Genomic DNA, 21,489 nt, shown 5'->3' with positions numbered 1-21,489 from the left:
ACGTCTCGCAATGGAAAAAGAGCCATTATCTGGTCTGTACCACGCGCAACAGCAAAGCAACCATCAAAATAACAATACGCCGCCGCCCCCGTTGCTACCGGTGCCGCCGCGCCAGTCGCAGCGACAGCAGTCATCGCCTAACCAGTCGCGCGGCCCCTCTGGGCAGCCGCCGCGTTCCTCAAACCTGAATTTCTGGCTGCTGCTGGTAGTACTGCTGGTACTGGGGTTGTACTTATATAGCTATATCAGTAACGCCAATAGCAGTTCCTCTCCTCAACGGGAGGAGTTGACATATACTCAGTTCTATCAGGAGATCAACGCCGGCAACATCAAGACGGCGACCTTCATTGGACAGACAGACATCGTCGGCGATTTCCGCCAGCCGGTGGACGGCCATCAACAGTACCACGTCTACCAATTGCCACAGCCACAGACCGATCCGCAGCTGATCCCGCTGCTGCTGTCCAAAGGAGTGACTGTGATTAATCAGGCCCCGCCGGACAACAGCTTTTGGATCAACTTGCTGATAACGGTGCTTCCCTGGGCTTTCCTGCTGGGATTGTTCTTCTTTGTTACTCGTCGAGCGACCCAGGGGCAGCAGGGCATTTTTAACTTTGGCCGCAGCCGTGCGCGCCTGATCCTGGAGGATCGGCCCAGTACGACCTTCGCCGATGTGGCCGGCGTCGATGAGGCTAAGTACGAGCTGCAGGAGGTCGTCGAGTTTCTGAAGACGCCCCAGAAGTTCCAGCGCCTGGGCGGCAAGATCCCCCGTGGTATCCTCCTGGTTGGCCCTCCGGGTACCGGTAAGACTTTGCTGGCGCGGGCCGTGGCCGGTGAGGCCGGCGTCCCCTTCTTCTCGATGTCTGGCTCCGAGTTCGTCGAGGTCCTGGTGGGCGTGGGCGCCAGCCGCGTGCGCGATCTCTTCGATCAGGCTAAGAAGGCCGCCCCCAGCATTATCTTCATCGATGAGATCGACGCCGTCGGACGCCAGCGCGGCGCCAGCATCAATACCAATGAGGAGCGCGAGCAGACGCTGAATCAGCTGCTGGTTGAGATGGATGGCTTCGAGTCGCATCAGGCGGTGGTGGTGCTGGCAGCAACCAACCGTCCCGATGGTCTGGACCAGGCCCTGCTGCGCCCCGGTCGCTTCGATCGCCGTGTGACGGTGGACCGCCCCGATTGGAGCGGACGCCTGGCTATCCTGCGCATCCATACGCGCAATCTGCCACTGGCCCCGGATGTGGACCTGGAGGCCATTGCGCGGGCGACCCCGGGCATGGTGGGCGCCGACCTGGCCAATCTGGCGAATGAGGCGGCCCTGCTGGCGGCTCGCCGCAACCTCGACTACATCGATCGCCGTTGCTTCGAAGATGCCCTTGACAAGATCCTGCTGGGCGCCGAGCGCCCGCTGGTGCTCAATGAGGAAGACTTGCGCGTGACGGCCTACCATGAGGGCGGTCATGCGCTGGTGGGCCTGCTCACACCTCACTCCGATCCGGTCACGAAGGTGACCATCGTGCCGCGCGGCCAGGCGTTGGGTGTGACGATGTCAACTCCCCTGGATGATCGCTATAACTATCCAAAGGAGTATCTGCTGGCGCAGATCACCTACGCTCTCGGGGGCCAGGCCGCTGAGCGAGTCGTCTTCGGCACTATTACGACAGGCGCCCAAAGCGACCTGATGAAGGCGACGGCCCTCGCTCGCCAGATGGTGACGCGCTGGGGTATGAGCGAACGCCTGGGAACGATTTCCTACAGCGAGCGCCCCAGCCCCTTCTCGGGCGTCTCCGAAATGGAGGTCGGCCAGCCCTACGACTATAGCGAGGAGACTGCGCAGCTGATCGATGAAGAGGTTGAGCGCATCGTGCGCTCTTGCTACCAGCAGGCAATCGATCTGCTAACCAGCCATCGCCGCACGCTTGACCGCATCGCGGAGGAGCTGCGCCGCCACGAGACGCTCGACGGCGAGCAGCTGCGCGCTATTCTGGCCGAGACTGGCGCCACAGCGGCCCCCGACGAGCGGGCTCCTCTGGGTACCCCCCAGGTAATCGCTCCACCGGAGCTGACCTCTGCGCCGGTTCCTCCCGAGGTTGGCACCAGCCGCAACGAGTCGGAGCCGCCTGCCTCCGCTGCGCCTGGTAACGATAGCCGTCTCTTATGAGAAAGCGCCGGGCCGGCTTCTCTCCCTTCGGTTCTAGCCAGGCCAGAGCGTCTCAGGGAGGCTGCCTTCTTCGCCAGTGGGAGGTCGACGCCCGGCTCGCTCCTTCGCCAGGCTACCAGGAGGCGGGCAGCACAGCGGGCCTGCCTCCCTCCGCTGGACCAATTGTCAGGCTCGCTGGCTGCTCTGATGACACTCTTTGACTGGCTGCTCTCTCCCATCGTGAAGCTGACTGACAGCGCGCCAGGCTCTGGCTATCGCCTCGCTCAGCGTTCATTCCTCTAGCTCTCCAGTGAAGAACTGCCGCAGCCCTGGATAGTCGCGCATGAGTGTGTCGACAAAGGCTTCCGGCAGCGGTAAAAAGATGCCCTGCGCCTCTGCCAGCGGCGTGCTTTCGTCGCTGGCCAGCGTCAGCACCCCCTGAGCCTGCAGCATCGTGCGCCGCTCTTTGAGCAGCCAGGCGCGCACTCGCAATAATGGCCCATAAGGGACGTAGCGCCGATAGCGCACCTCCAGCTTGCCCGTCATGGTCCACTGAGGCTGTTGAGCGAGCAGCGAGGCCCGTCCCAAGGTCTCGTCCAGGACGGAAGCCACAATGCCGCCGTGAATGACGCCAGGAAAGCCCTGGTGCTCCTCGCGCGGTTGAAAATCGGCGACGATGCTCTGGTCTTCACGACGAAAAACCAGCTGCAGCCCGTAGGGGTTGCGCTGGCCACAGACAAAACAACGCTGATAGTCAGTATCGTCGTTGAGCTTCATAGAACGAGCAGAGGGCGTCCTTCCGTGGAGAATTTTCGCCGGTGGCGCTTGAACGGGGAGTCCCTGGACCTGCCTGCAGCAGGCCCAGGCAGAACGTGCCGGGAAGGCTCTCTTGCGCTCCTCACACCACCGGTCCAGGCTGAGTGTATCACAGCCCGGCGATCAGAGGCAAGCGCTCCACCAGCCGCCTTGAATCTGGCCTGGCATCGGCGCCCGCCCGCGCACCTCCACCAGCCCTCTCTGCCCCTTTCCCTCAAGATTGGTCCCGACCGCGCCAGGAAGCCGAAGAACCAGACTTCGCTTCCTCTTCTTGCGGCAGGGGCTTCTTGTGCAAGTTGACCGGGGTCAGCAGGCCACGCTCCCGCAGGCGGAGGTAGAGAAGCAGCCAGAGGCTCAGCCAGACGCCACCAAGGAGATAGCCGCCAAGGACATCGTTGGCCCAATGGTCTCCGAGATAGATACGCGATGGCCCCACCATAACAATGAAAAAGCCTGAGAGGAGCAGAAGCAGGATACGCCACCAGCTCCGGCCTTGGAAGAGAATGAGGCCATAGGAGAACAACAAGCCCCAGTAGGCCACATAGGCCATGACGTGCCCGCTTGGGAAGCTAGCTCCTCTGGCCGCTTGCAAAACCTCAACCAGCGTGGGCGAGGGACGCGGACGCGCGACCAGCAGCTTGACGCTATGATTGAGTAGCTCGCTGCTCAGACAGTTACCAAGCAGAATCAAAGCTTCCAGGCGCAGGCGTACGAGCCAGAGCAGAATGGCCGTGGCCAACACCAGCCCCGCCGCCAGCAATGGCACACTGCCGATGAAGCTGATTGCCAGCATCAGCGTGCGCAGCCAGGGACTGTGCTCCTCCTGGAATTCGCGCGTAATAGCCACGTCAATGGTCAGTACCGGGTGGACATGAACCCACCAGGCCAGTAGCGCGAACAGACCGAGCAGCAGCGTGTAGAGAGCCAACAAGACTTGACCTCGATGGAATGCCCGATACCAGGGGAGCCGCTCCCTCTGAATCTCTCGCTGCATTTCCTGTAAAGGAGTTTCTCTTTCGCTCCCTTTGATCGCCTGACGCACTTCCCTCTGTTGCCTGGTCCAAGAAGGGCGCTCCGCCATCCTGACCTGCTTCCTCCTCTTGAGCGAGTGGAGGTGCTCGCAACCCAGGCGAGTCGCCTCTTTGTTGTATTATATCTGATGGAGAACCGCAGCCAGTGAACAGGCAGGCATTATCCTGGCTTGAAGAGGGGAAGGAGAGCAAGCAGGATGGCAACGTTCGAGGTACGTTCCGCGCGTCCAGAGGATCGTGAGACGGTGCTCGCTTTTTGCGCTCATACCTGGGAGTGGGGGGACTACATTGCCGAGGCCTGGGATGCCTGGTTAGGGGACCAGCAAGGGAGGCTACTGGTGGCCGCCAGCGACGGGCGAGCCGTAGGTCTACTCCATTTGCGCATGCTCAATGAGTACGAAGCCTGGCTGGAAGGTCTACGCGTTGACCCGGCCTATCGCCGTCAGGGAGTGGCGACCGCTTTGCATCAGGCCGCGCTGGCTGAGGCTATGCGCCTGGGAGCAAGGACGGTGCGCCTGCTCACCGAGGCCAGCAACAGCGCCGCCATCGCTCTGGCCAGGAAAAGTCGTATGCACGAGATCGGTAGCTTTTTCCCTTTTCAGGCTCCCCCTTTGCCAGAACTGCCACAGCGCCTGGCCTCTCTCCCCCGACCAGAGCCGGCACGCGTCGAGGACCTGGAGGAGATCATTGACTACCTCAATGTCTCGAATATCTTCCCTTTGACTGGTGGCCTCTACTACTCGGGGTTTATCGCCTATAGTATTAGCGACCGCTTGCTGAAGGCGAAGATCAACGCTGGCGAGATCTATCTCTTGCGCCGTTGGGAGCGCCTTGATGGGCTGATGATGGTTGAGCAGCGCGAGGGACGCCACGGCAAATACCTGTTCATTGGCTATATCGACGGTACGACTGCCGACACCATCGGCCAGCTCGCCTATGTCCTGCGTCATCTGACGGCGCAGCGTAACCTGGAGGCAGTACGCGCTCACGTTCCCGACCTGCTGATGGTACGCGATACCTTCGCCGGGGCCGAATACCAGGTCGCCGACAGTCCTTACGTCACCTACGAGCGCACGCTGACCTGACTCGCATACACCCGCCGCCTTTATCTCTCAGCGCCAATCAAGCTAACCGCTGTTTTCCCTGGCTCTGGCCAGGTTCCTAGCAGCAAAGCCAGAACAGAGAGAGGCACGCAGAGGGGCCAGGGACAGAAGCAGCAACAGGAAGCGGGACGGAGGGCGCCGATCAGCTACCGCGGACCCAGCAGACCGCCCCGTCTCGCTGGCGAGGAGCGTTTCTCTTCCTACTTACTCAATTCGGCGCGGAGAGACTACTGATGCTGTAGCGGCTTCATGACCGCGCGAGGATTCTTCAGCGCCCGATAGCGCACCAGCCAGCAGCCGTAGTGCATACCACCGCCAACCGCAGGCAACGCCAGCCACTGGCCGTCTTTTAGCTGGTCATGATAGATCAGCTCGGCCATTGCCGCAGCGATGCTTGCATTCGAGAGATTGCCATAATAGCGGAAATTATCAACCAGCTTCTCCATTGTTGAAGCCGGCCAGCCATAATCGTGAATCAGCAGTTCGCCGAGGCGACGCGTGATACGAGAGTTGGCCTGATGGGGGATAATGTAGGCAACCTCGTCATAGGGGAGGCCAGCATGGCGTACGCAAGCATCGACCGCTTCCGCCATAGCGCGCGGGGCTTCGCGGAAGACCTCCTTGCCGTTCATTTTGGTATAGCCCACCAGATTCTGTGAGAGCAGCTGCGCCAGCTCTTTACCTTTCCCCTCGCGATAGAGCTGAAGAATCTTCATGTCGACCTCGGCCATCTCGATGGAATCCTTGCGCAGCGGCGTCTGATAAAACAGAGCCGGGGCCTGGCCAGCATCATAACCACTGATGGCGTAGGTCTCATCTCCCTCCTCGCCGCGCTCCAGCAAGAAGGCCGCGGCGCCTTCGCCGAAAAGCGAGCTGATCTTCCAATCCAGAATGTGCATAATATTAGGCAGCAGGCCCTCCGCCGTCACCAACAACACCAGACGCGCCGTGCTACAAGAAAGGGCCTCGGCACAGACCTGAAAAGCCTCAGTCTGGGAGGCGCAGGCGCCACGCAGCATGGTGGCGCGAATGGGCTTGAGGCCGAGGCGATGCTGGACCTGCCCGGCGATCGTCGGGAAAGCATCGTTATCAGAGGAGGAAGCGCCAATAATCATATCGATCTCGGAAGCTGAGCGACCGGCGCTTTCGAGGGCCCGCTGCGCTGCCACGACGGCCATATCGACCAGCGACTCATCGCGCGGGGCATCGGGACTGTCGATCAGGCCGGGTGCCTCATCACCGGCCATCCGGCGGCACAGCTCCAGTGTGCTCGCGCGCACATGGCGGGTAATGAGACCTGTCACCCGCTCCAGATCCTCGGCCTTGCGCGGATCGCCCAGGCGAGTCGAAATATAGGCAAAAAAATCATTGGTGATGATTCCAGCAGGTGCATAGGTGCCCAGGCCAATCAGGCGCACTCTGGCGCGGGTGTAGATCTCAGGCACAATGTAGGTATACTGCGGCCATGATCCATCTGTAGGGAAGGATGTCATTGCTTGATGAACTCCCTCAATGAGGTTCCATGATCAGGCATAAGACCGATTATTCCAAGTATACCACATTGCCGCTGCTCCCGTCCTTAGCACCGATCTTCTAGCCACCACTCTGAGTAAGAGAGACAGCGGCAACATAGCCTGATGGCTCCGTCCTCACTTGACCTGAGTGATAGGATAGGAAAGGCAGCTATCGCGCTATCAGAGGAGAGAGACGCATGACTGCTATTTCGCCCGGCCAGGAAGCCCCGACCCGGACCGCCCAGAAGCTTCGCCAGGTGCATACGATCACCGACCGCTTTGGCATGCTCAATACCTACCTGATCGACGATGACGGCCTGGTGGTCGTCGATCCTCGCTCCTCCTTAAATGGACAGTTGATCCTGTATTACATCGAGCGCTTTTTGAAGCGCTCACCCGCCGATATCGATCTGATCGTGCTGACCAGCCTGGAGACAAACCAAAGCGGGGGTATCGAGACGCTGCGTCAGCGCTGTGCGGCGCCAGTCGCCGCGCTCTCCAAGATGAGGCGCCGTGCTTCCTCCCTGGGCGAGGAAGGCCGAGGGAACGAAGGCGGAAATCTGAGCATTTCTCTACCCTTTCGCACCGGTGAGCTATTCTCGTTCGACGCCTTGCTCGCTCTCACCACCCCCCATCTACGCCAGATCAGTATCTGGCTACAAGATGTCGGCGGCCTGCCACGCCACGAGGATTGGCGCGTGATCGCCACCAGTGGAGCGGCGCGCGGCCATTTCTGCCTCTATAATCCTTTTTCCTGGGAGTTAATCGGAGGGGCCGCGATCAGCACGACCGAGGGAGGGATGCCCATCCTCCACGCCAGCAGCGACCAGCGGGGCCAGCAGGAGACGCTGCGCGTGCTGCGTGATCTGCAGATTTACTATCTCTACCCGGGTCAGGGCAAGCCGCTGCTCGCTCGCAACGCCGCCGCCCAGATCCGCCTGGATTGGTAGGGCGGAGCGGACGCCAGCAAGACTCAATGTTCTGGGGGCCAGAACGGCTGTGCTTGCGGCTGCACCGGTGACTGTAGCTGCGGCTGGGCCGCAGAAAAGAGCGATTCATTGGAGGCGGAGGCTCCCGCACTCGGGCCCGCTACTGGCGAGCTGACCAGGGGTCTGTATTGAAGCAACACGGCCCCTAACTGCAACAGATCACCACTTTCCAGCAAGCGTGGCCCGCTGAGCGGCTCACCATTCACCAGCGTCGCACCATCGGTCAGATCCTGGAGATAGAGGCTCTCAGAGCGTACCAGCAAGAGAGCGTGACGCGGGGCCAGGGAAGGATCTGGGAGGCAGACCTCGCAGCCCGGATCAGCACCGATCACCAGGGCCGGCCCGTTACACACGAAGCTGCGGCCCACCAGGGTCCCATTGCAGATGAGCAAGAGATGGGTCACCGTGCGCATCGCCGGCAGAGCCTCCGAGGGTGTGGTGACGGTCTGGGGGGCCTCTGAGAACGAGGGCAGCGGCGTCTGCCGGAGCGAGGTTTGCAGCTCGTCGAGCGCGGGCCCGGCCTCAAATGGAGGCTCCCAGGCCGTGGTTAGCATTGGGGGCGTCACCGGCGGCGCTGTGACTGGCGAAGCGGCCTCGCTCTTGCGCAGGCGCACCGGACGCAGTGGATGAGGATGGCGCAACAAAGGATCATCATCAGTCGGGGCCGCCGCGCGCGGCGGCGTGGCCACTTCAAAGAGGAAGCGCAGGGAGCCGATCTCCAGCATATCGCCCGAGTGCACGGGGGCAGAACCAGAGACGCGCTGTCCATTGAGAAAGACACCGTTCAGGCTGTGGCAGTCAACCACATACACCTGGCCATTATCCCAGATCAGTTCGGCGTGATAGCGCGAGGCCAGATCATCATCGAGCCAGATATCGTTTTCTTCTCCGCGCCCCAGACGTACAAAAGCGCGCGTCAGAGCCAACCGCTGACCCTGCAAGCGGCCATTGCGATGTTCCAGCCACCCCCAAGGGGTGTCGGCATTGAAGACAAAAGGAGCAGTCACGCCAGGCGGATGAGGCGCGTAGGGAGCCGGAGATGCAGCCATCTGGGGAGCACTCAGGTTGCGCGTCAAGGCGCGGGTCCCTTGGAGCGCGACGGAAAGAGGGGTCGCGAAGAGGCCGTATCCCAGGGCCGTGGTCAGAGGCAGCCCCCAACCACACAAGGCCACATAGGCCAGCATGGCCGCTACCTCGGCGGGCGGGAGTACTGGTTGCAGAGGTATAAAACGCAGATAAAACCAGATAAGGGCGGGAGCAATCAACAGAGCAGATAACACCCCCACCAGCAGCGCTCCAGCAAGCTGGCGTCTCGTTCCGCGGCGGCCCAGCAGCTTATAGGCGACCTCTCCGGCCATCGTCAACAAGCAACAGAGGAGGCCACCGTAGCAACCGAAGCTAAACCATTCAGGGAAAGCAATGCTACTCGTAGCACTCCCTCCTTACACACGCCCCATCGCTCTAGAGCATCGGCTCAACGCCGGCATGGCGAGCCTCAGAAATCAGAATCCTGTCGATGACAGCATCCTGCTTCTCTTCCTTAGCATAGAGCGCATCGCTGGCAATATTCACGGCATCGCCTGTCATAGCAGCGCTTAGCTGACTTGCATCCCAGTAACCAAAACCCTGTTCATCGGGGGAGAGCGCTACCCCGAGTAAAGTGCGATCGGGCAGCACTACAATGACAGCATGCAGGCCAATACTTTCCACCGCCGAAGCCAGCAAGAGAGTTACCTCGATATCCGAGCCACTACCCTGCTGGAGGATCTCGGAAGGAAGGCGAATGGCCTGAGTTGCCGAGGCTGTGCTCTCCGGTCCAGCATAGGGGACACCCTGGCGCTGACAACGCAGGCCATAGTCAAGTCGTAGGGCATCGAAGATGGCATCGACCTGATCAAGCACCTGGCGCAGAATCGTCCCCGAGTAGCCCGTCATCGCCAGGGGAGCCGGCGGCGGTTGCTGAGGAAGATAGGCCATCGCGCGCGTTACCAGCTCCTCGACCGCGGAAGCAGTCGGCGTTATCCAGGCCGCGATGCGTAAGCGATTGGCCGCCGACCAGGCCATCAGGCGCCGCGAATGGAGCTGCAAGGGGATGGCATTGCTGTAATAGCGCGTACCGCGCACATCGGCGACCGTCACCTGCACCTGGGCCTGACGATCACTGGTCAGCCTTTGCAAGACCCCATCCAGCAGCGGTGGCACAAAACCAGCGCTCTGCATCCGCTCTACCGCACTCACCGTGCGTGTCTCCGTCTGTGAAAAGCCCGCGATGGCTACGCTGATACGCAGTGGCTGCGGGCCAGCCAGGCTGCTGAAGAGTACCTCCACGACAGGGCTCCCGGTGTGCAGGTAAGAGGGATAAAAGGCGGAAAACACTTCCTGGGGAGCATTCACGCAAATACGTACCGGGAGCTGGCCACCACAGTGTTGGCGATCCGCCAGACTCGCCTGCTGATAGTGGGCATAGCTCTGCAAGCCGCCCCAGACATAGCCCAGCCCCAGGCCCGCCAGTCCGCTGACTGCCAGCAACAGCACGATGATCTTTCTGGCCATTGCCTTTTTTCTCGCCCCTTGCTTGCTTTGCACCAGGAGAATGTGCTGTGAGATGAGGGCATTATATCAAAGCGTGTCAGAGCGGACAAAGGGCATAGGACTTGTTGGGGACCTCCTTGCAGAGCGGGCCTGGGCGGGCCTGGCTCCCACCCCCCCAGACCCTCCGCGCTCTCCCTCACCACGAGGAGAGCACGGAGCGGAACTGGAAGGCCCGGATGAGCAGCAGGACGCCAAAGACAATGGCGTAGAGACCAATCAGCCAGACCAGTGCCAGTAAGCCAGCCGCAGGACTCACAGCCAGGGCAATCCCTAAGAGAATGGAGGCCACGCCACCCAGGACCAGCGTCCATTCCAGGCCGAACGCACGTCGGAAACTCAGGGCCGCCGCCACCTCAATCACGCCCGTGAAGATGGCCCAGATGGCTATCAGGGTGAGCAAGACCAGGGCTGTAATGCCCGGCCAGAAGAAGGCCAGCAGGCCCACCACAATGCCGGCCAGCCCTTCAATCAGCAGAATCCACCAGTGGCCAACAATGTTGCGCTCCTGGAGCGCCACCGCCACGGCGACAAGACCATCAACAAGGGCATAGGCACCGAAGAGGTAAATCAATACCAGAAGAGTCAGATGAGGCCAGAGCAGAGCTGCAATACCGAAGAGAATGGCTGCTACTCCGCGTATGGCCAGTATCCACCACGAGTGCTGCGAGATCTGATAACCGGTCATCATACCTGTCACGCTCCTTTTCCTGTGCCACACCGGTCACTCTGTTTCTCCTCCTCATGGGGAAGACGTTGCAGATTTTTCTTTCCCATTAAGGATAACCGCAGCAGAGCCTATCTTGCATCCATTGATTCATAGGGAACACGCAAAAAAGAGGCTCCTGGAGACAACAGCCTGGCTCAACAGACGCGGTTTGAGCAGGCTGTTGTCTCTGCTCCCAGTCGGCTGGCCGCGATAGATACGGTGAGGGCGTGAGGGGACAGCTACGAGCACACAGGGGCGACACGCGCTGACCAGCGCTCTCATTTGCTCAGTCAGGGGAAGCGGATAAAGGCCGGCGGAATGGCATCGGCCAGCCAGACCTGGTCGTTCCCCTGGTAGAAACGGATACCATGTTCGCTGGCCTCACGCGCGCGCACTTCCAGCACCACAGGCTGCGCTGTTCGGCGCCCACTAACCTGTCTGGCGGTAGCGATATCTGCGGAGAGAGATGCACATATTGCCGGCGCATCGGTTTGAGTCCCTCACGTTGGATGGCGGGGAGCACCGCCGGCGAGGTTCCGTGATAGAGGATCTCTGGCGGGATGGCTTCTTGTTTGGGCAGACGACGCGGCAGCGAATGCCCGTAGAGGGCCCGTATCTTGCCATCGCGCAGTTCGTAGCGCTGCTTCTCCGCACTGGCTATCATGATCTCTAGATCTTCCTCTCGCACGTCGCGCCAGCTCGCCCGGTGCTGGCGCAAGGCCCGCAGCAGCTCAGCGACCGGGACCCAGCCCTCTTCATCTAGCTGGAGTCCATAAAGGTATGCCGCCGGGGCCCCCTGGATTCATCCAGGGGAGGAAGGCGGCTCCCTCCTGGCTCTTTGCCGGGGGTCGAGATAGCAGCCTCTCTCCTGGTATCCTTGTGCTATGAGGCTTCAAGGCACTGACCTGTGAGTCAGCAACGGCTTCGCCCCACCTGGCGGGGGGAGGGTCAACCCAGTCACAAGGCTTTGCTGTCCTACGGGGCAGTGGGCTGTTGTCAACCAGCCCTGAAGCCCGGGCCGCTGCGGCTGCGGGCAAGCCTCTGGCTTGAGCCGGGGGGTCGTTGACACAGTGCCGGCTGATGGCGCAGGGCATGCGCCACCGTCCGGCTCAGACTGCGATAATCGAGAGACCTCTCCCCTCTCTGCTTCATGAAATGATCCCAGCTCCTTTCCAGCTCTCTCTGTGCTCTCAATGATTCCCCAGAAGCCAAAGCGCCTTCTTTGGATGAGGATAAGCTTATGAAGCAGGTCAACGTCTCTCTACGCCCTTCTACCCTTTACCTGGCCTGACATTCTTCTCACCTCCTGCCAGCCGCGAGTCTTTTGATGTATACTTTTCTATGTACAGGGAGAAGGACTAGAAAGGGCCAGAACAGGCCCCTCCTCAACTTCAGGGAGCCTTGGTTAACCGCGTTACGCCTGCTTTTCAGGATGAAAGCAGTCTGCCTCAGAAAGGAATCGCAACATGTCCAGACGCAGGCTTTGTCTCATGCTCCTCCCGGGCGCGCTCTCCAGTTTGCTGATCCTTGTTCTCGTTGCAGGTTTGGGCCTCGTAATGCCCGCGTTGCAGGGAGAGCCGGCCCGCGCCGCTTCACCCGTGACCCTCAGTGTTTCCGGCATGACTGCCACAATCAGTAATGGCATCTTTACGATCAAATTTAACAGTTCGGGGACGGGCTATTCGCTGGTCTGGCAGGGCAAGGAGCTGATTGGGCCAGCCAAGGGCTTTTACAGCTCGATCAACGGCGGCACGGGCTTCAGTCCCACCCAGCTCACTGTCGTGACCAATACCTCTAGCATGGTCGATATCGCCTACATCAGTAGCTGGGGTGAGCTGCACTACGTGGTCCGCAGTGGCGTTAGTGGCCTCTACTCCTACTTTCTGGCCACCGGCATCGGGACCGTCGGCGAGTTTCGCACGCTCTACCGTGTCGACGGCTCGATCTTTCGCACAGGCTACAACGGCGTTGAGACCGCGATCGCCTTCCCCACGCTCAGCCAGATTCAGTCGGCTACCGAGCTGCAGGACTCCACCTATCAGCTCAGTGATGGTACCATCTATACGAAATACGATGCGGCCACCTACTTGATGAGTCAAGATTTGCTCCACGGTGTCTATGGCAACGGCTACGGGGTCTGGCTGATCTCTCCCAGTCATGAGTACAACAACGGAGGGCCGCTGAAGCAGGATCTGACGGTTCACGTCGATAGCAGTACTGGCGATGCCGTCGTTCTGAATATGCTCATCAGTGCACATTTTGGCACACCAGAGGTGACGATCCCCAGCGGCAAGCTCTTCGGTCCCTGGCTTGTCTACTTTAACAATGGCAGCATCAGCGATGCCCAGACCCAGGCCGCGCTCCAGCAGCAGCAGTGGCCCTATAGCTGGCTCTCCAATCCGGCTTATCCGCTCACCCGGACCACGGTGACGGGTACCCTGCACCTGGCCGATGGGCGTCCCGCCGCCGGCGCTCAGATTACGCTGGCCCAACCCGGCGGCGATGTCTACGCCCAGGGCGCTGGCTACATCTTTACGACAGTGGCCGATAGCGCTGGCAACTTCACCCTTCGCCAGGTGCGTCCTGGCAGCTATAGTCTCTATGCCTGGGCCAACGGTGGCAGTATCGGGGATATCACCGATCAGTACGAGCTGGATAATGTGAACGTCAGCGGTACGAGTACCAACCTGGGAACCCTGACCTGGACGCCAGTGCGCTACAGCACCCTCCTCTGGCAAATCGGTACCGCGGACCGCAAGGCGGCGGAGTTCCGTCTGGGCAATCTGCCGCGCCAGTATGGTCTTTGGAACCAGGTCCCAGCAAATCTGACCTACACTATCGGCTCCAGCACGCCAGCAAACGACTGGTATTATGCTCAGACGGCGGTCGGGACCTGGAATGTCAACTTCTCTTTGAGCCAAAGCTACAGCGGCGACGCTCATCTGACGGTGGCGCTGGCCGGCATGACACGCACCGCCGCTGTGACGATCCGTGTCAACGGGACAGCCATCGGCAGCTATCCCGCTTACACTAATGATGCGGCAATTTACCGCAGCGCTAACCAGAGCGGCTACTACCATTTGATGGTCTTTAGCTTCCCGGCCTCGCTGCTGAAGGTCGGCAGCAATACGGTGGCCTTCGTAATGACTTCGGTCAGCAGCGGCGGTGGCGCTATGTATGATACGCTCAAGCTGGAGGTGGGACCCCAGGTGACCGGTGGTGGCACGACGACTACTCCTACGCCTGCGCCCACCTCAACACCGACAGCGCAGCCTACAACAACGCCCACCCCTACGCCGACAGCGACAACGACGGGCAACGCCTGCCGCGTGAGCTATAGCGTCACCAGCCAGTGGCCCGGTGGCTTCACGGCCAGCATCACCTTGACGAACAGCGGGACAACCACAATCAACGGCTGGACGCTGACCTTTGTCTTCAGTGCCGGCCAAACGGTCACTCAGGGCTGGAATGCTACCTTCAGCCAGCAGGGGAACCTGGTGAGCGCTAGCAGCCTGAGCTATAATGCGGTTCTGGCTCCAGGTACCGCGACAACGCTGGGCTTCAATGGAAGCTGGACCACCAGTAACCCTGCGCCAGGTTCATTCACCTTGAACGGCCAGAGCTGCACGCTCACCTGAAGCCATAGAATCTTTTCCCCTCCTCCTTTGGACAAGGCGCCTGGGGTCAGAGACTGACTGCAGGCGCCTCTCTTGATCTCTCTTCTCCTCACTCCTGACCAGCAAGACAGCGCTCCGCCGAACCTTTTTTGGCTCTCGCTCCGCCGCTTCCCCGGCTTGAAGGCTCGCGGTGCTAGCCTTTTCGTTTATCAATGCAATACTTAACCAGCCTTCTCCGTTACTGCGGGTAAAATGATCACAGACCGGCTCTGATGAGCCGAGGTTTTGTCTATGCTCAGATATCAAGAGGCACAGCAGCTACAGACACTCATTCAACAGGAAGCTCCAAAGGTGGAGGCACGTATCTTGTCCGAGGTAGGGCAACCTGACTACTACTGTCTGGCCATCTATCTGCATGGCCAGCCACGCTTCGTGGTCCGCTCGCTCGATCAATGGAACCAGCGCAAAAAGATGCTGAAACCTTGACAGATCGGGCCTTGCCTGGCAAGCCAGGGCCTTGAGTGATAAGAGGCACACCAGGAGGCCTGTCCTGGGCCAGAGCAGGTCACAGAGCAGGTCAGTGCTCACCAGGAGCAAGTGCCTTTACTTTTTTCTCCGCGTAGAGAGACGGCTCGCCAGTCGAGAGAGCGGCCTTCAGACTGACAGGCAGAGAGACCAGCCAGGCAGCAGCACGGCCAGTTGAGGCTAGCATGCGCTATAATTTCAGCATAGCAGCAAATTCTACCAATGGAGGTACGCAGGCATGAGCGTTGATCCCACGCCTGCAGCGACGAGGGCTTATCGCAGCCGTGTGGGGCTGGTGGCTGACTCGCCGCAATTCCCTGGAGCCTGGAACGAGATCGTCGAGAAGGTCAAGATTGCCGATGAGCTGGGCTTCGACTCTGTCTGGCTGGGCGAGTCCTGGGGCTACGAACTCTTTACTTCGCTGGCCGACCTGGCTCGTGTGACCAGGCGTATCAAGCTTGGCGCCGGCATTGCCAATATCTACTCACGTACTCCGGCCCTGATCGCCAGCACCGTGGCCACGCTAGATGAGCGCTCTGGGGGGCGTATGATCCTCGGTCTCGGCCCCTCGGGCGCCAATGTCATTGAGCACTGGCATGGCGTGCCTTTCGAAAAGCCTCTGCAGCGCACGCGCGAGTATGTCGAGATCATCAGGATGATCCTGCGTCACGAGAAGCTGGTCTATCACGGACAGTTCTTCAAGCTGGAGCGCGGCTTTAAGCTGCGTTTCACGCCGCTGCGCGCGGATGTACCGATCTACGTGGCGGCTATGGGGCCGAAAAATGTCATTCAAACCGGAGAGATCGCCGACGGGGTGCTGCCGGTCTATTGGCCCGGCCATAAGTGGCAGGAGCTGCGTCAGCAGTTGGACGAGGGTGCACAGCGAGCCGGACGCCCCCCTCACAGTGCCTTGATTGCGCCGTATATCACCAGCGTGATTCTGCCCGAGAACGCCGATGAGCAGATGCGCCAGGCGGCTCGCTACCAGGCTGCCGCCCCCCTGGCCTACTATATTGGGAAGATGGGAGTCTATTACGCCGAGATGCTGACTCGCCACGGCTATGGCCCCCAGGTCCAGGCTGTCATCGAGGGCTGGAAGCAAGGCATGAAGAGCGCTATCGAGGCTGTCGATCCAGAAATGCTGGATGCTGTGAGCATTGTGGGAACGCCACGCGAAATCGTGGCCAAGCTGGATCTATGGGCCGAACGCGGCGTGGATCAACCGCTGCTCAACATACCAGGCGGCTCGGTAGACGAGGCCGGCCAGCTTCTGAGCGCTCTGATGGAGGCCCTGCGCTCCTGAGCTTGAGCTGATCTGGCAGAGCTTGCTTGACGCTACCAGGGGGCAGACGGCCCAGGCCACGGACGCGCTGCTCGCGCTCTTCGGCAGCCACGTCCCTGGCCTGGACGCAGTCCTGCTCTCCACTCATCCGCTCCTGCCGCCCGGTCTCGCGCGGTCCTGGCGAGGAGGTCAGCGCCTGGCCAGGTTCAGGTTGTCGCGACCCTGACGGTGTGCAAAGGCCGCGGCATGTTCCAGCCGACGTTTGATCGAGGGATGGTCGTGAAAGAGAATCTCGACGAGCGGGGCCGGTTCAGCCTCGGCGAGGTTCTGGTTCGCCAGACGCGTCATCATGCTCTGAAAGGCCTCGCTTTTGCCCGTCGTCAGCAGGGCATATTCGTCGGCCTGGTATTCGAGATAGCGGCTGATGGCGTTCCCCAGAGGCATGAAGATCAGGCCGACGGCAGCACTGACCAGAGCAATCAGCGGCAGAGTCGCCGGATCGGCCAGGCCATGATAGCCGAGCTGCGGCGTGGCCAGCCAGTGCAGCGTGACATTGATCAGATAGAGGGCAACCAGGGTCAAAAGCGACTGGCTGGCGATGAGCTTCCAGATGTCTCCGTGGACATGGTGGCCCAACTCATGAGCCAGGACGACTTCGATCTCGTCGGCTGTGTACTGATCGAGTAGCGTATCGCCGATGACGATGCGGCGTGTGTTCCCCAGCCCCATCAGGGCCGCATTGGCTGCGGTAGTTTTGCTGCTCATGTGCATAGTGAAGACGCCGCGTACGCGCGTGCGGGCACGCTCGGCCAGGGCCAGCAGGCGCATTTTCAGCTCGCCGTCAGGCAGAGGGGTGAAGCGATAGAAGAGCGGCAGAACCAGGATGGGGGCCAGATTGGCCAGCACCACCGAGAAGAGGAGCATCACCAGCGCTACCCAGAGCCACCAGGTCAGCGGCTGCCTGGCCAGTAGCAGATAGATGAGTTCCAGGGCCGCCAGTTCCAAAACGATGCTCAATAGCAAGCCCTTGAGCAGGTCGCCTAGCCAGGCCCCCAGCGTCTGCACGGAGAGGCCGTAGCGCCGCGGCAGGATGTAGCCGCGATAGACGGTGAGAGGGGCACTGATCAGCTCGTATACCAGCAGTAAGACCAGGAAGTAGCCAGCCACCTGCAGCGGATACCAGCCAGCCAGTGGTTGCCAGACCAGCGGCTGCAAGAGGTCGCGCAGCCAGAGGTCGAGCCGGAAGAGAAAGAGCGCCACCAGACCGACGGCGGCGATGGCTAAGCCCACAAGCCAGAGGCGCCGCCGGATGCGCGCATACTCACGCGCCTGCTGCTGGCGCTGGGGATCAAGCTGGACAGTCGCAGCTGGCTTCTCTTCTCTCTGCTGCTCTGATTGTGTAGACTGCTCTCGTTCCATAAGCGCTACCTTCCTCCACGTGATGGTCAGCGGCAGTGCTCTCCCAGGCTAGCACGTTTCAACTTGTTCCGCTTTATCTTAACCCACAGACTCCTGCCAGGGCAAGTCAGCCCCAGCAGCCTGCTCTTGCCGCTGAAGCCTGAGAAGATCGATCTGGTCCAGGCGTTTCACTAAGGACGGGTAACCGCGGTTCCTGGGTCGTTCCGTCCGCCCCCCCAGCGCACGCCCGGGAGTGAGGTTTGCCAGGCGAATCATCGCCCTCTGGTAGGCTCGCATATCCCCAGTTTGCTCCAGAGCGAATCTGTCCGCACGCATCTCCTGACGATAGACGATGGAATTAAGAAGAAGTCTGTAGTACAGCCAGAAAGCAAAAAGCGCCATGATCAGCGCAGCCAGACCAGGCTCGCTGCTCAAGGGGAATTGAGAGACAATCATGAGTTGCCAGAAGAGCAGCCAGGCCAGGTATAAGAGGAGGCTGAGGGCAAGACGCCATAGCAGGTCGCCATGAAGATGATGAGCAAACTCATGAGCAACGATCACCTCTATCTCATCGGGCTGGAAGCGTTTGAGCAGGCTATCCGTCAGCCAGATGCGGCGTTTTGGCCCCCAGCCGGTGGCATAAGCGTTGGCTATAGCCAGTTGCTTCTCAGTCTCATAGACGTAAATGCCCTCCAGCCTGAGCTTCTGGCGCTGCAAGAGATTGGAGCAGCGCCGCTGAATTTCACCCGGAGGCAGGGGATAGTAGGCTCCGGGCAACAGCCCAGCCGGTTTGCCTGCCCAGAAGCACGAGAGAAGGTAACAGGCGGCGATAAGCAGCCAAACAGGTAGCCACCACCAGGCCGGACTGGCCACCTGCAGTAAGGAGGCCAGTCCTACAAGCAGAGTCCAAGCCAGCGTCAGGCCCAGCCAGCGAGCACACTGGAAGCGAAGCCAGCCCTTTGGCGAAGAACGCAGGAGATCGAAGGCCCTGATCTGCTGGAGCAGCAGAAGATGCAGCGGGACCAAGACTAGCAGGCTGACGAGAAGCCATATGCCCAGAAAGACCGCCAGGGTACCTAAGAGACGCCAGGCCAGATAAGCCAGCAACGAGCCGCCGCCTAACCAGGAGAAAGATACCTGTATCGAGATCAAGTGCAGGGGACGGAGCCAGACGAAGGCCAGTAATAAGCACCCGATGCTGGCCAGCCAGAGCCTTATTTGGCTGCTGAGGGAGCGCTGGACGGCCAAGGCTTTCTGCTGATGCGCCATGTCTATGAGGACGACCTCCGGCTCAGGCTGTTTATGCTGATCAGCCCCCGCTTCGTGCTGGAAGAGGATCGCCAGTCTCTGCCGGATAAGCTGGCGCGCTCGCTCCACAGCATCGGGCCCCGCCAGGTAGTAAGAGAGCGGGGGGAGTTGGCACACAATTAACCCTAGCAACAGATGCAGCTCCTCAATCTTTTCATGATCGAGAAACCCGGCTTCAGTGGCGGCTGCCGCCAGAGCGTGACGCGCCGTTTCACTGATCCCGCCTTCGACACCAACCTCTTTGTCAAGCCCGATACTGTAGAAAAGGACTTCTAGCAGATGCTGGCGCAGGGCATCAAGATCGATCCCCAGTTGGACCAACGAGGCGCCCACCTCTCCCTGGGAATCGGCTAACAGCCCAGCCAGAAGGCCAGGTCCCGTCAGCCAGGACCGTCCTGCTTGCAACTCCATCTTGCAAGCTCTTACCAGCACCTCCTTCGCTCTATAACTATAGCGCTCATAGCCGGGGATGTACTGCTCCATATGCATGGTGCTCAGATGGCTCACCTCTCTTCTCTTTCCACCGAGAAGGCAACTGCTTGCCTCCCCTGGTAACCTTGCTGGATGAGGAACAGATCGGCTCTCTTGAGGCGCTCCAGGAAGGGAGTAAAGAGAGCGCCACTGGCTAACTGGCCATTGATATTGATTAACCGGACAAGGGCATTTTTAAAGGCCAGGACATTACCCGTTAGTTGAAGGGCCTGCCTGTCACAGGCATACGTACCCCCGATCCGCAGCAGGCGGTAAGTCAGAAGACAGAGTAAACCTACACCAAGCGCCAGGAAGCAACCCGGGAGAGAGAACAACTGGAGAAGCTCAACGCCCAGCGGACCAGGAGCGAGAAACCAGCCTACCAGGCCAACGACCGCCAGCAACGGTAGCCAATGCAGGGAAAAGAGTAAGGGGCGGCGCAGGGCCAGGCCACGCGCAGTGTAGGGTGCTACTGCTATGGCCAGCAGGATCTCGACCTCCTCGGGAGGGAAGGCCTGCAGCAACGTCTCCGAAAGATAGATGGTCAGACGTCCGGCCCACCCCGTGGCCAGGAGGATAGCCGCAGGGAGCAGCACTGATGAGCCCAAGACGCAGAAGCGCGCTCGTAGCTGCCGGCGTGCTAGCAGATCAGCACAGCGCTGAACGACCTCACCTGACGGCCACTGCTGAACGGGCCAACCGTTCCAGGGGAAAGGTCGCTTGCCCCAGGCAGCCTGTCCCAGATTGAAGCAGACAAAAAGCAGCCAGAGCAGCAGCCACCACCAGAATGGCAGCAGCGCTTTGAGCAGTGAGGCCAGGATGACCCCTACCAGATAGACGCCCGTCCAGGCAAGGACAGCCTGCCCCCAAGCGCGCCAGAAGAGATCTCGCCGCTGCCCGAGGATGCCCTCAATGGTCAGTGTTTGGAAGCTAGCGAGCATAACTAGCAGGAGGGTCAACACAACCAGCAGGAGCCAGACCCCTAGCAGCACGGTCACCGAAAACAGCGGCTGCCAACCAGGGAGAGGCTGCCAGGCCAAAGGCCCGCCGCGCTCTAGCGCAGCGAACCAGTTGGACAGATCGAAGGGCAGAGGCACCCCTAAAGCATTGTTGCTATTGAGAATAAGTAGCCCGAAAACCGACAGCGCTCCTATCAGCAATCTCCACAGGAGCAGGTGTCCGCTCGCCTGCTGTAGCTCTATCTTGAGCTGGACCTGGCGCTCCAGGTCCAGGAGCACCAGCTCAGGCTCAACGCTCTGCCCAGCGAGCTGGCCAGTCGTGGCCGCTGGCTGCAGGGTGGCCCAGACCTGGGCGCGCGCCAGACTGAGGGCTACCTCTGGAGCTGGCAGGACGCTCATCAACGGATTGAGGCGGCAGGCCAGGACGCCAAGGAAGAGATGGCCCGGTTCAATTCGCGTGTGCTGGAGCGAATCAGCCTCCGCCACAGCGGCTCTCAGGATCTGCCGCGCTAGAGGAGTAAGCCCTTCATGAATCTGGTCGACCTCCCACATGCTCGCCTCCGCTTGCTGGCCCTGGCCCAGCACTTGTGCCAGACGGGCGCGATCCACTCCCAACCGCAGGAGCAGGCTTCCAATCACCTCCCCCGGCTCGTCGAGCAAGCTCAAGAGCAGGTCGTGGCCATCAAGCCATACTCTTCCCGCTCTTAATGCATGATACGTCGCAGCAGCCAGGGTCGCCTTGGCCCGATAGCTATAGCGTCCAAACGCGGGAATCCGCCTTGCCCCCCAGTCATTGCCTCTTTCTGACTTCTGCTGCATTGTCCCCTTCTCTCACTCTTTGCAAAATCTGTAGATGTACATCTATTATAGACGGTATTTCTCTCCTGGCAAGAGGCTTGTATGAGGTAAGACGAGGAGAGATGCACATCTCAAGTTCAGACGAAAGAGATTACTGCCACCAAAAGAGCAGATCAGGGGACCTTTTAGGAGAAGCTCCTACACGAGGTGAGAGATAGTTTGCGGCGGGGGAGAGCCGTC

The 21,489-nt window shown here is 60.4% G+C and carries 15 protein-coding genes and 1 pseudogene; 6 read left to right on the top strand and 10 right to left on the bottom strand.

All coding sequences use genetic code 11. The features are described 5' to 3' along the window. Window positions 1-10: 10 nt before the first annotated feature. The gene (gene ftsH / locus A4R35_RS16720) at window positions 11-2,161 is read left to right on the top strand and encodes an ATP-dependent zinc metalloprotease FtsH (RefSeq protein WP_112431334.1); all 2,151 of its coding nucleotides are present in this window, start codon (window positions 11-13) and stop codon (window positions 2,159-2,161) included. Window positions 2,162-2,431: 270 nt separating this feature from the next. Here ftsH and A4R35_RS16715 read toward each other — a convergent pair whose 3' ends face one another. Together A4R35_RS16715 and A4R35_RS16710 are read right to left on the bottom strand one after the other, a co-directional pair. Continuing rightward, window positions 2,432-2,917, bottom strand: coding sequence for a PaaI family thioesterase (locus A4R35_RS16715; protein WP_112431332.1), 486 nt, complete (start codon window positions 2,915-2,917; stop codon window positions 2,432-2,434). Window positions 2,918-3,170: 253 nt separating this feature from the next. Then, entirely contained in the window at window positions 3,171-3,950 is a 780-nt protein-coding gene (locus A4R35_RS16710) for a phosphatase PAP2 family protein (RefSeq protein WP_189361947.1), read from the bottom strand. Window positions 3,951-4,184: 234 nt separating this feature from the next. Between A4R35_RS16710 and A4R35_RS16705 the strand changes: the two genes are divergently transcribed. Beyond that, window positions 4,185-5,072 carry a GNAT family N-acetyltransferase gene (locus A4R35_RS16705; RefSeq protein ID WP_112431328.1) on the top strand — a complete coding sequence of 296 codons (888 nt, stop codon included), beginning with the start codon at window positions 4,185-4,187 and terminating at the stop codon, window positions 5,070-5,072. 245 nt (window positions 5,073-5,317) lie between these two features. On the opposite strand, the gene A4R35_RS16700 is transcribed toward A4R35_RS16705, so the two are convergent. Beyond that, complete coding sequence (locus A4R35_RS16700) at window positions 5,318-6,583, bottom strand: 3-oxoacyl-ACP synthase III family protein (RefSeq protein ID WP_112431323.1); 1,266 nt, start codon at window positions 6,581-6,583, stop codon at window positions 5,318-5,320. A gap of 218 nt (window positions 6,584-6,801) precedes the next feature. Here A4R35_RS16700 and A4R35_RS16695 point away from each other — a divergent pair, with 218 nt between their 5' ends. Beyond that, a complete protein-coding gene (locus A4R35_RS16695; protein ID WP_112431321.1) occupies window positions 6,802-7,554 on the top strand; it encodes an MBL fold metallo-hydrolase in 753 nt (250 codons plus the stop codon). A 23-nt stretch (window positions 7,555-7,577) separates the two neighbouring features. Here A4R35_RS16695 and A4R35_RS16690 read toward each other — a convergent pair whose 3' ends face one another. From A4R35_RS16690 to A4R35_RS25350, 4 genes and pseudogenes are all read right to left on the bottom strand, one after another. Beyond that, entirely contained in the window at window positions 7,578-8,951 is a 1,374-nt protein-coding gene (locus A4R35_RS16690; protein WP_112431319.1) for an FHA domain-containing protein, read from the bottom strand. 103 nt (window positions 8,952-9,054) lie between these two features. Next, window positions 9,055-10,146, bottom strand: a complete 1,092-nt coding sequence (locus tag A4R35_RS16685) for a hypothetical protein (RefSeq protein WP_112431317.1) — start codon at window positions 10,144-10,146, stop codon at window positions 9,055-9,057. Between the two features lie 175 nt (window positions 10,147-10,321). Beyond that, window positions 10,322-10,873 (bottom strand): HdeD family acid-resistance protein, encoded by a 552-nt coding sequence (locus A4R35_RS16680; RefSeq protein ID WP_112431315.1) that lies wholly within the window; start codon window positions 10,871-10,873, stop codon window positions 10,322-10,324. Window positions 10,874-11,181: 308 nt separating this feature from the next. Continuing rightward, a pseudogene (locus A4R35_RS25350) lies at window positions 11,182-11,693 on the bottom strand (RNA 2'-phosphotransferase). Between the two features lie 664 nt (window positions 11,694-12,357). Between A4R35_RS25350 and A4R35_RS16670 the strand changes: the two are divergent. The 3 genes from A4R35_RS16670 (at window position 12,358) to A4R35_RS16660 (ending at window position 16,336) form a co-directional block, all read left to right on the top strand. Continuing rightward, window positions 12,358-14,529 carry a polysaccharide lyase family protein gene (locus A4R35_RS16670; protein ID WP_112431313.1) on the top strand — a complete coding sequence of 724 codons (2,172 nt, stop codon included), beginning with the start codon at window positions 12,358-12,360 and terminating at the stop codon, window positions 14,527-14,529. Between the two features lie 270 nt (window positions 14,530-14,799). Continuing rightward, the gene (locus tag A4R35_RS16665; protein ID WP_112431311.1) at window positions 14,800-14,994 is read left to right on the top strand and encodes a hypothetical protein; all 195 of its coding nucleotides are present in this window, start codon (window positions 14,800-14,802) and stop codon (window positions 14,992-14,994) included. A gap of 277 nt (window positions 14,995-15,271) precedes the next feature. Continuing rightward, on the top strand, window positions 15,272-16,336 hold the full coding sequence (locus A4R35_RS16660) for an LLM class flavin-dependent oxidoreductase (protein WP_112431309.1): 1,065 nt from the start codon (window positions 15,272-15,274) through the stop codon (window positions 16,334-16,336). Between the two features lie 168 nt (window positions 16,337-16,504). Here the strand turns inward: A4R35_RS16660 and A4R35_RS16655 are convergent, their stop codons facing one another. The 3 genes from A4R35_RS16655 to A4R35_RS16645 form a co-directional block, all read right to left on the bottom strand. Then, window positions 16,505-17,734, bottom strand: coding sequence for a M48 family metallopeptidase (locus A4R35_RS16655; RefSeq protein ID WP_112431307.1), 1,230 nt, complete (start codon window positions 17,732-17,734; stop codon window positions 16,505-16,507). A 78-nt stretch (window positions 17,735-17,812) separates the two neighbouring features. Then, window positions 17,813-19,528 (bottom strand): M48 family metallopeptidase, encoded by a 1,716-nt coding sequence (locus tag A4R35_RS16650; protein WP_112431305.1) that lies wholly within the window; start codon window positions 19,526-19,528, stop codon window positions 17,813-17,815. Continuing rightward, window positions 19,525-21,270, bottom strand: coding sequence for a Clp protease N-terminal domain-containing protein (locus A4R35_RS16645; protein ID WP_112431303.1), 1,746 nt, complete (start codon window positions 21,268-21,270; stop codon window positions 19,525-19,527). The genes A4R35_RS16650 and A4R35_RS16645 overlap by 4 nt, the downstream gene beginning before the upstream one ends. Window positions 21,271-21,489: the final 219 nt, after the last annotated feature.

Origin of the sequence: Thermogemmatispora tikiterensis (assembly GCF_003268475.1) — a bacterium.
Classification (GTDB): Bacteria; Chloroflexota; Ktedonobacteria; order Ktedonobacterales; family Ktedonobacteraceae; genus Thermogemmatispora; species Thermogemmatispora tikiterensis.
This window is presented reverse-complemented; position numbering and strand designations above follow the sequence as displayed.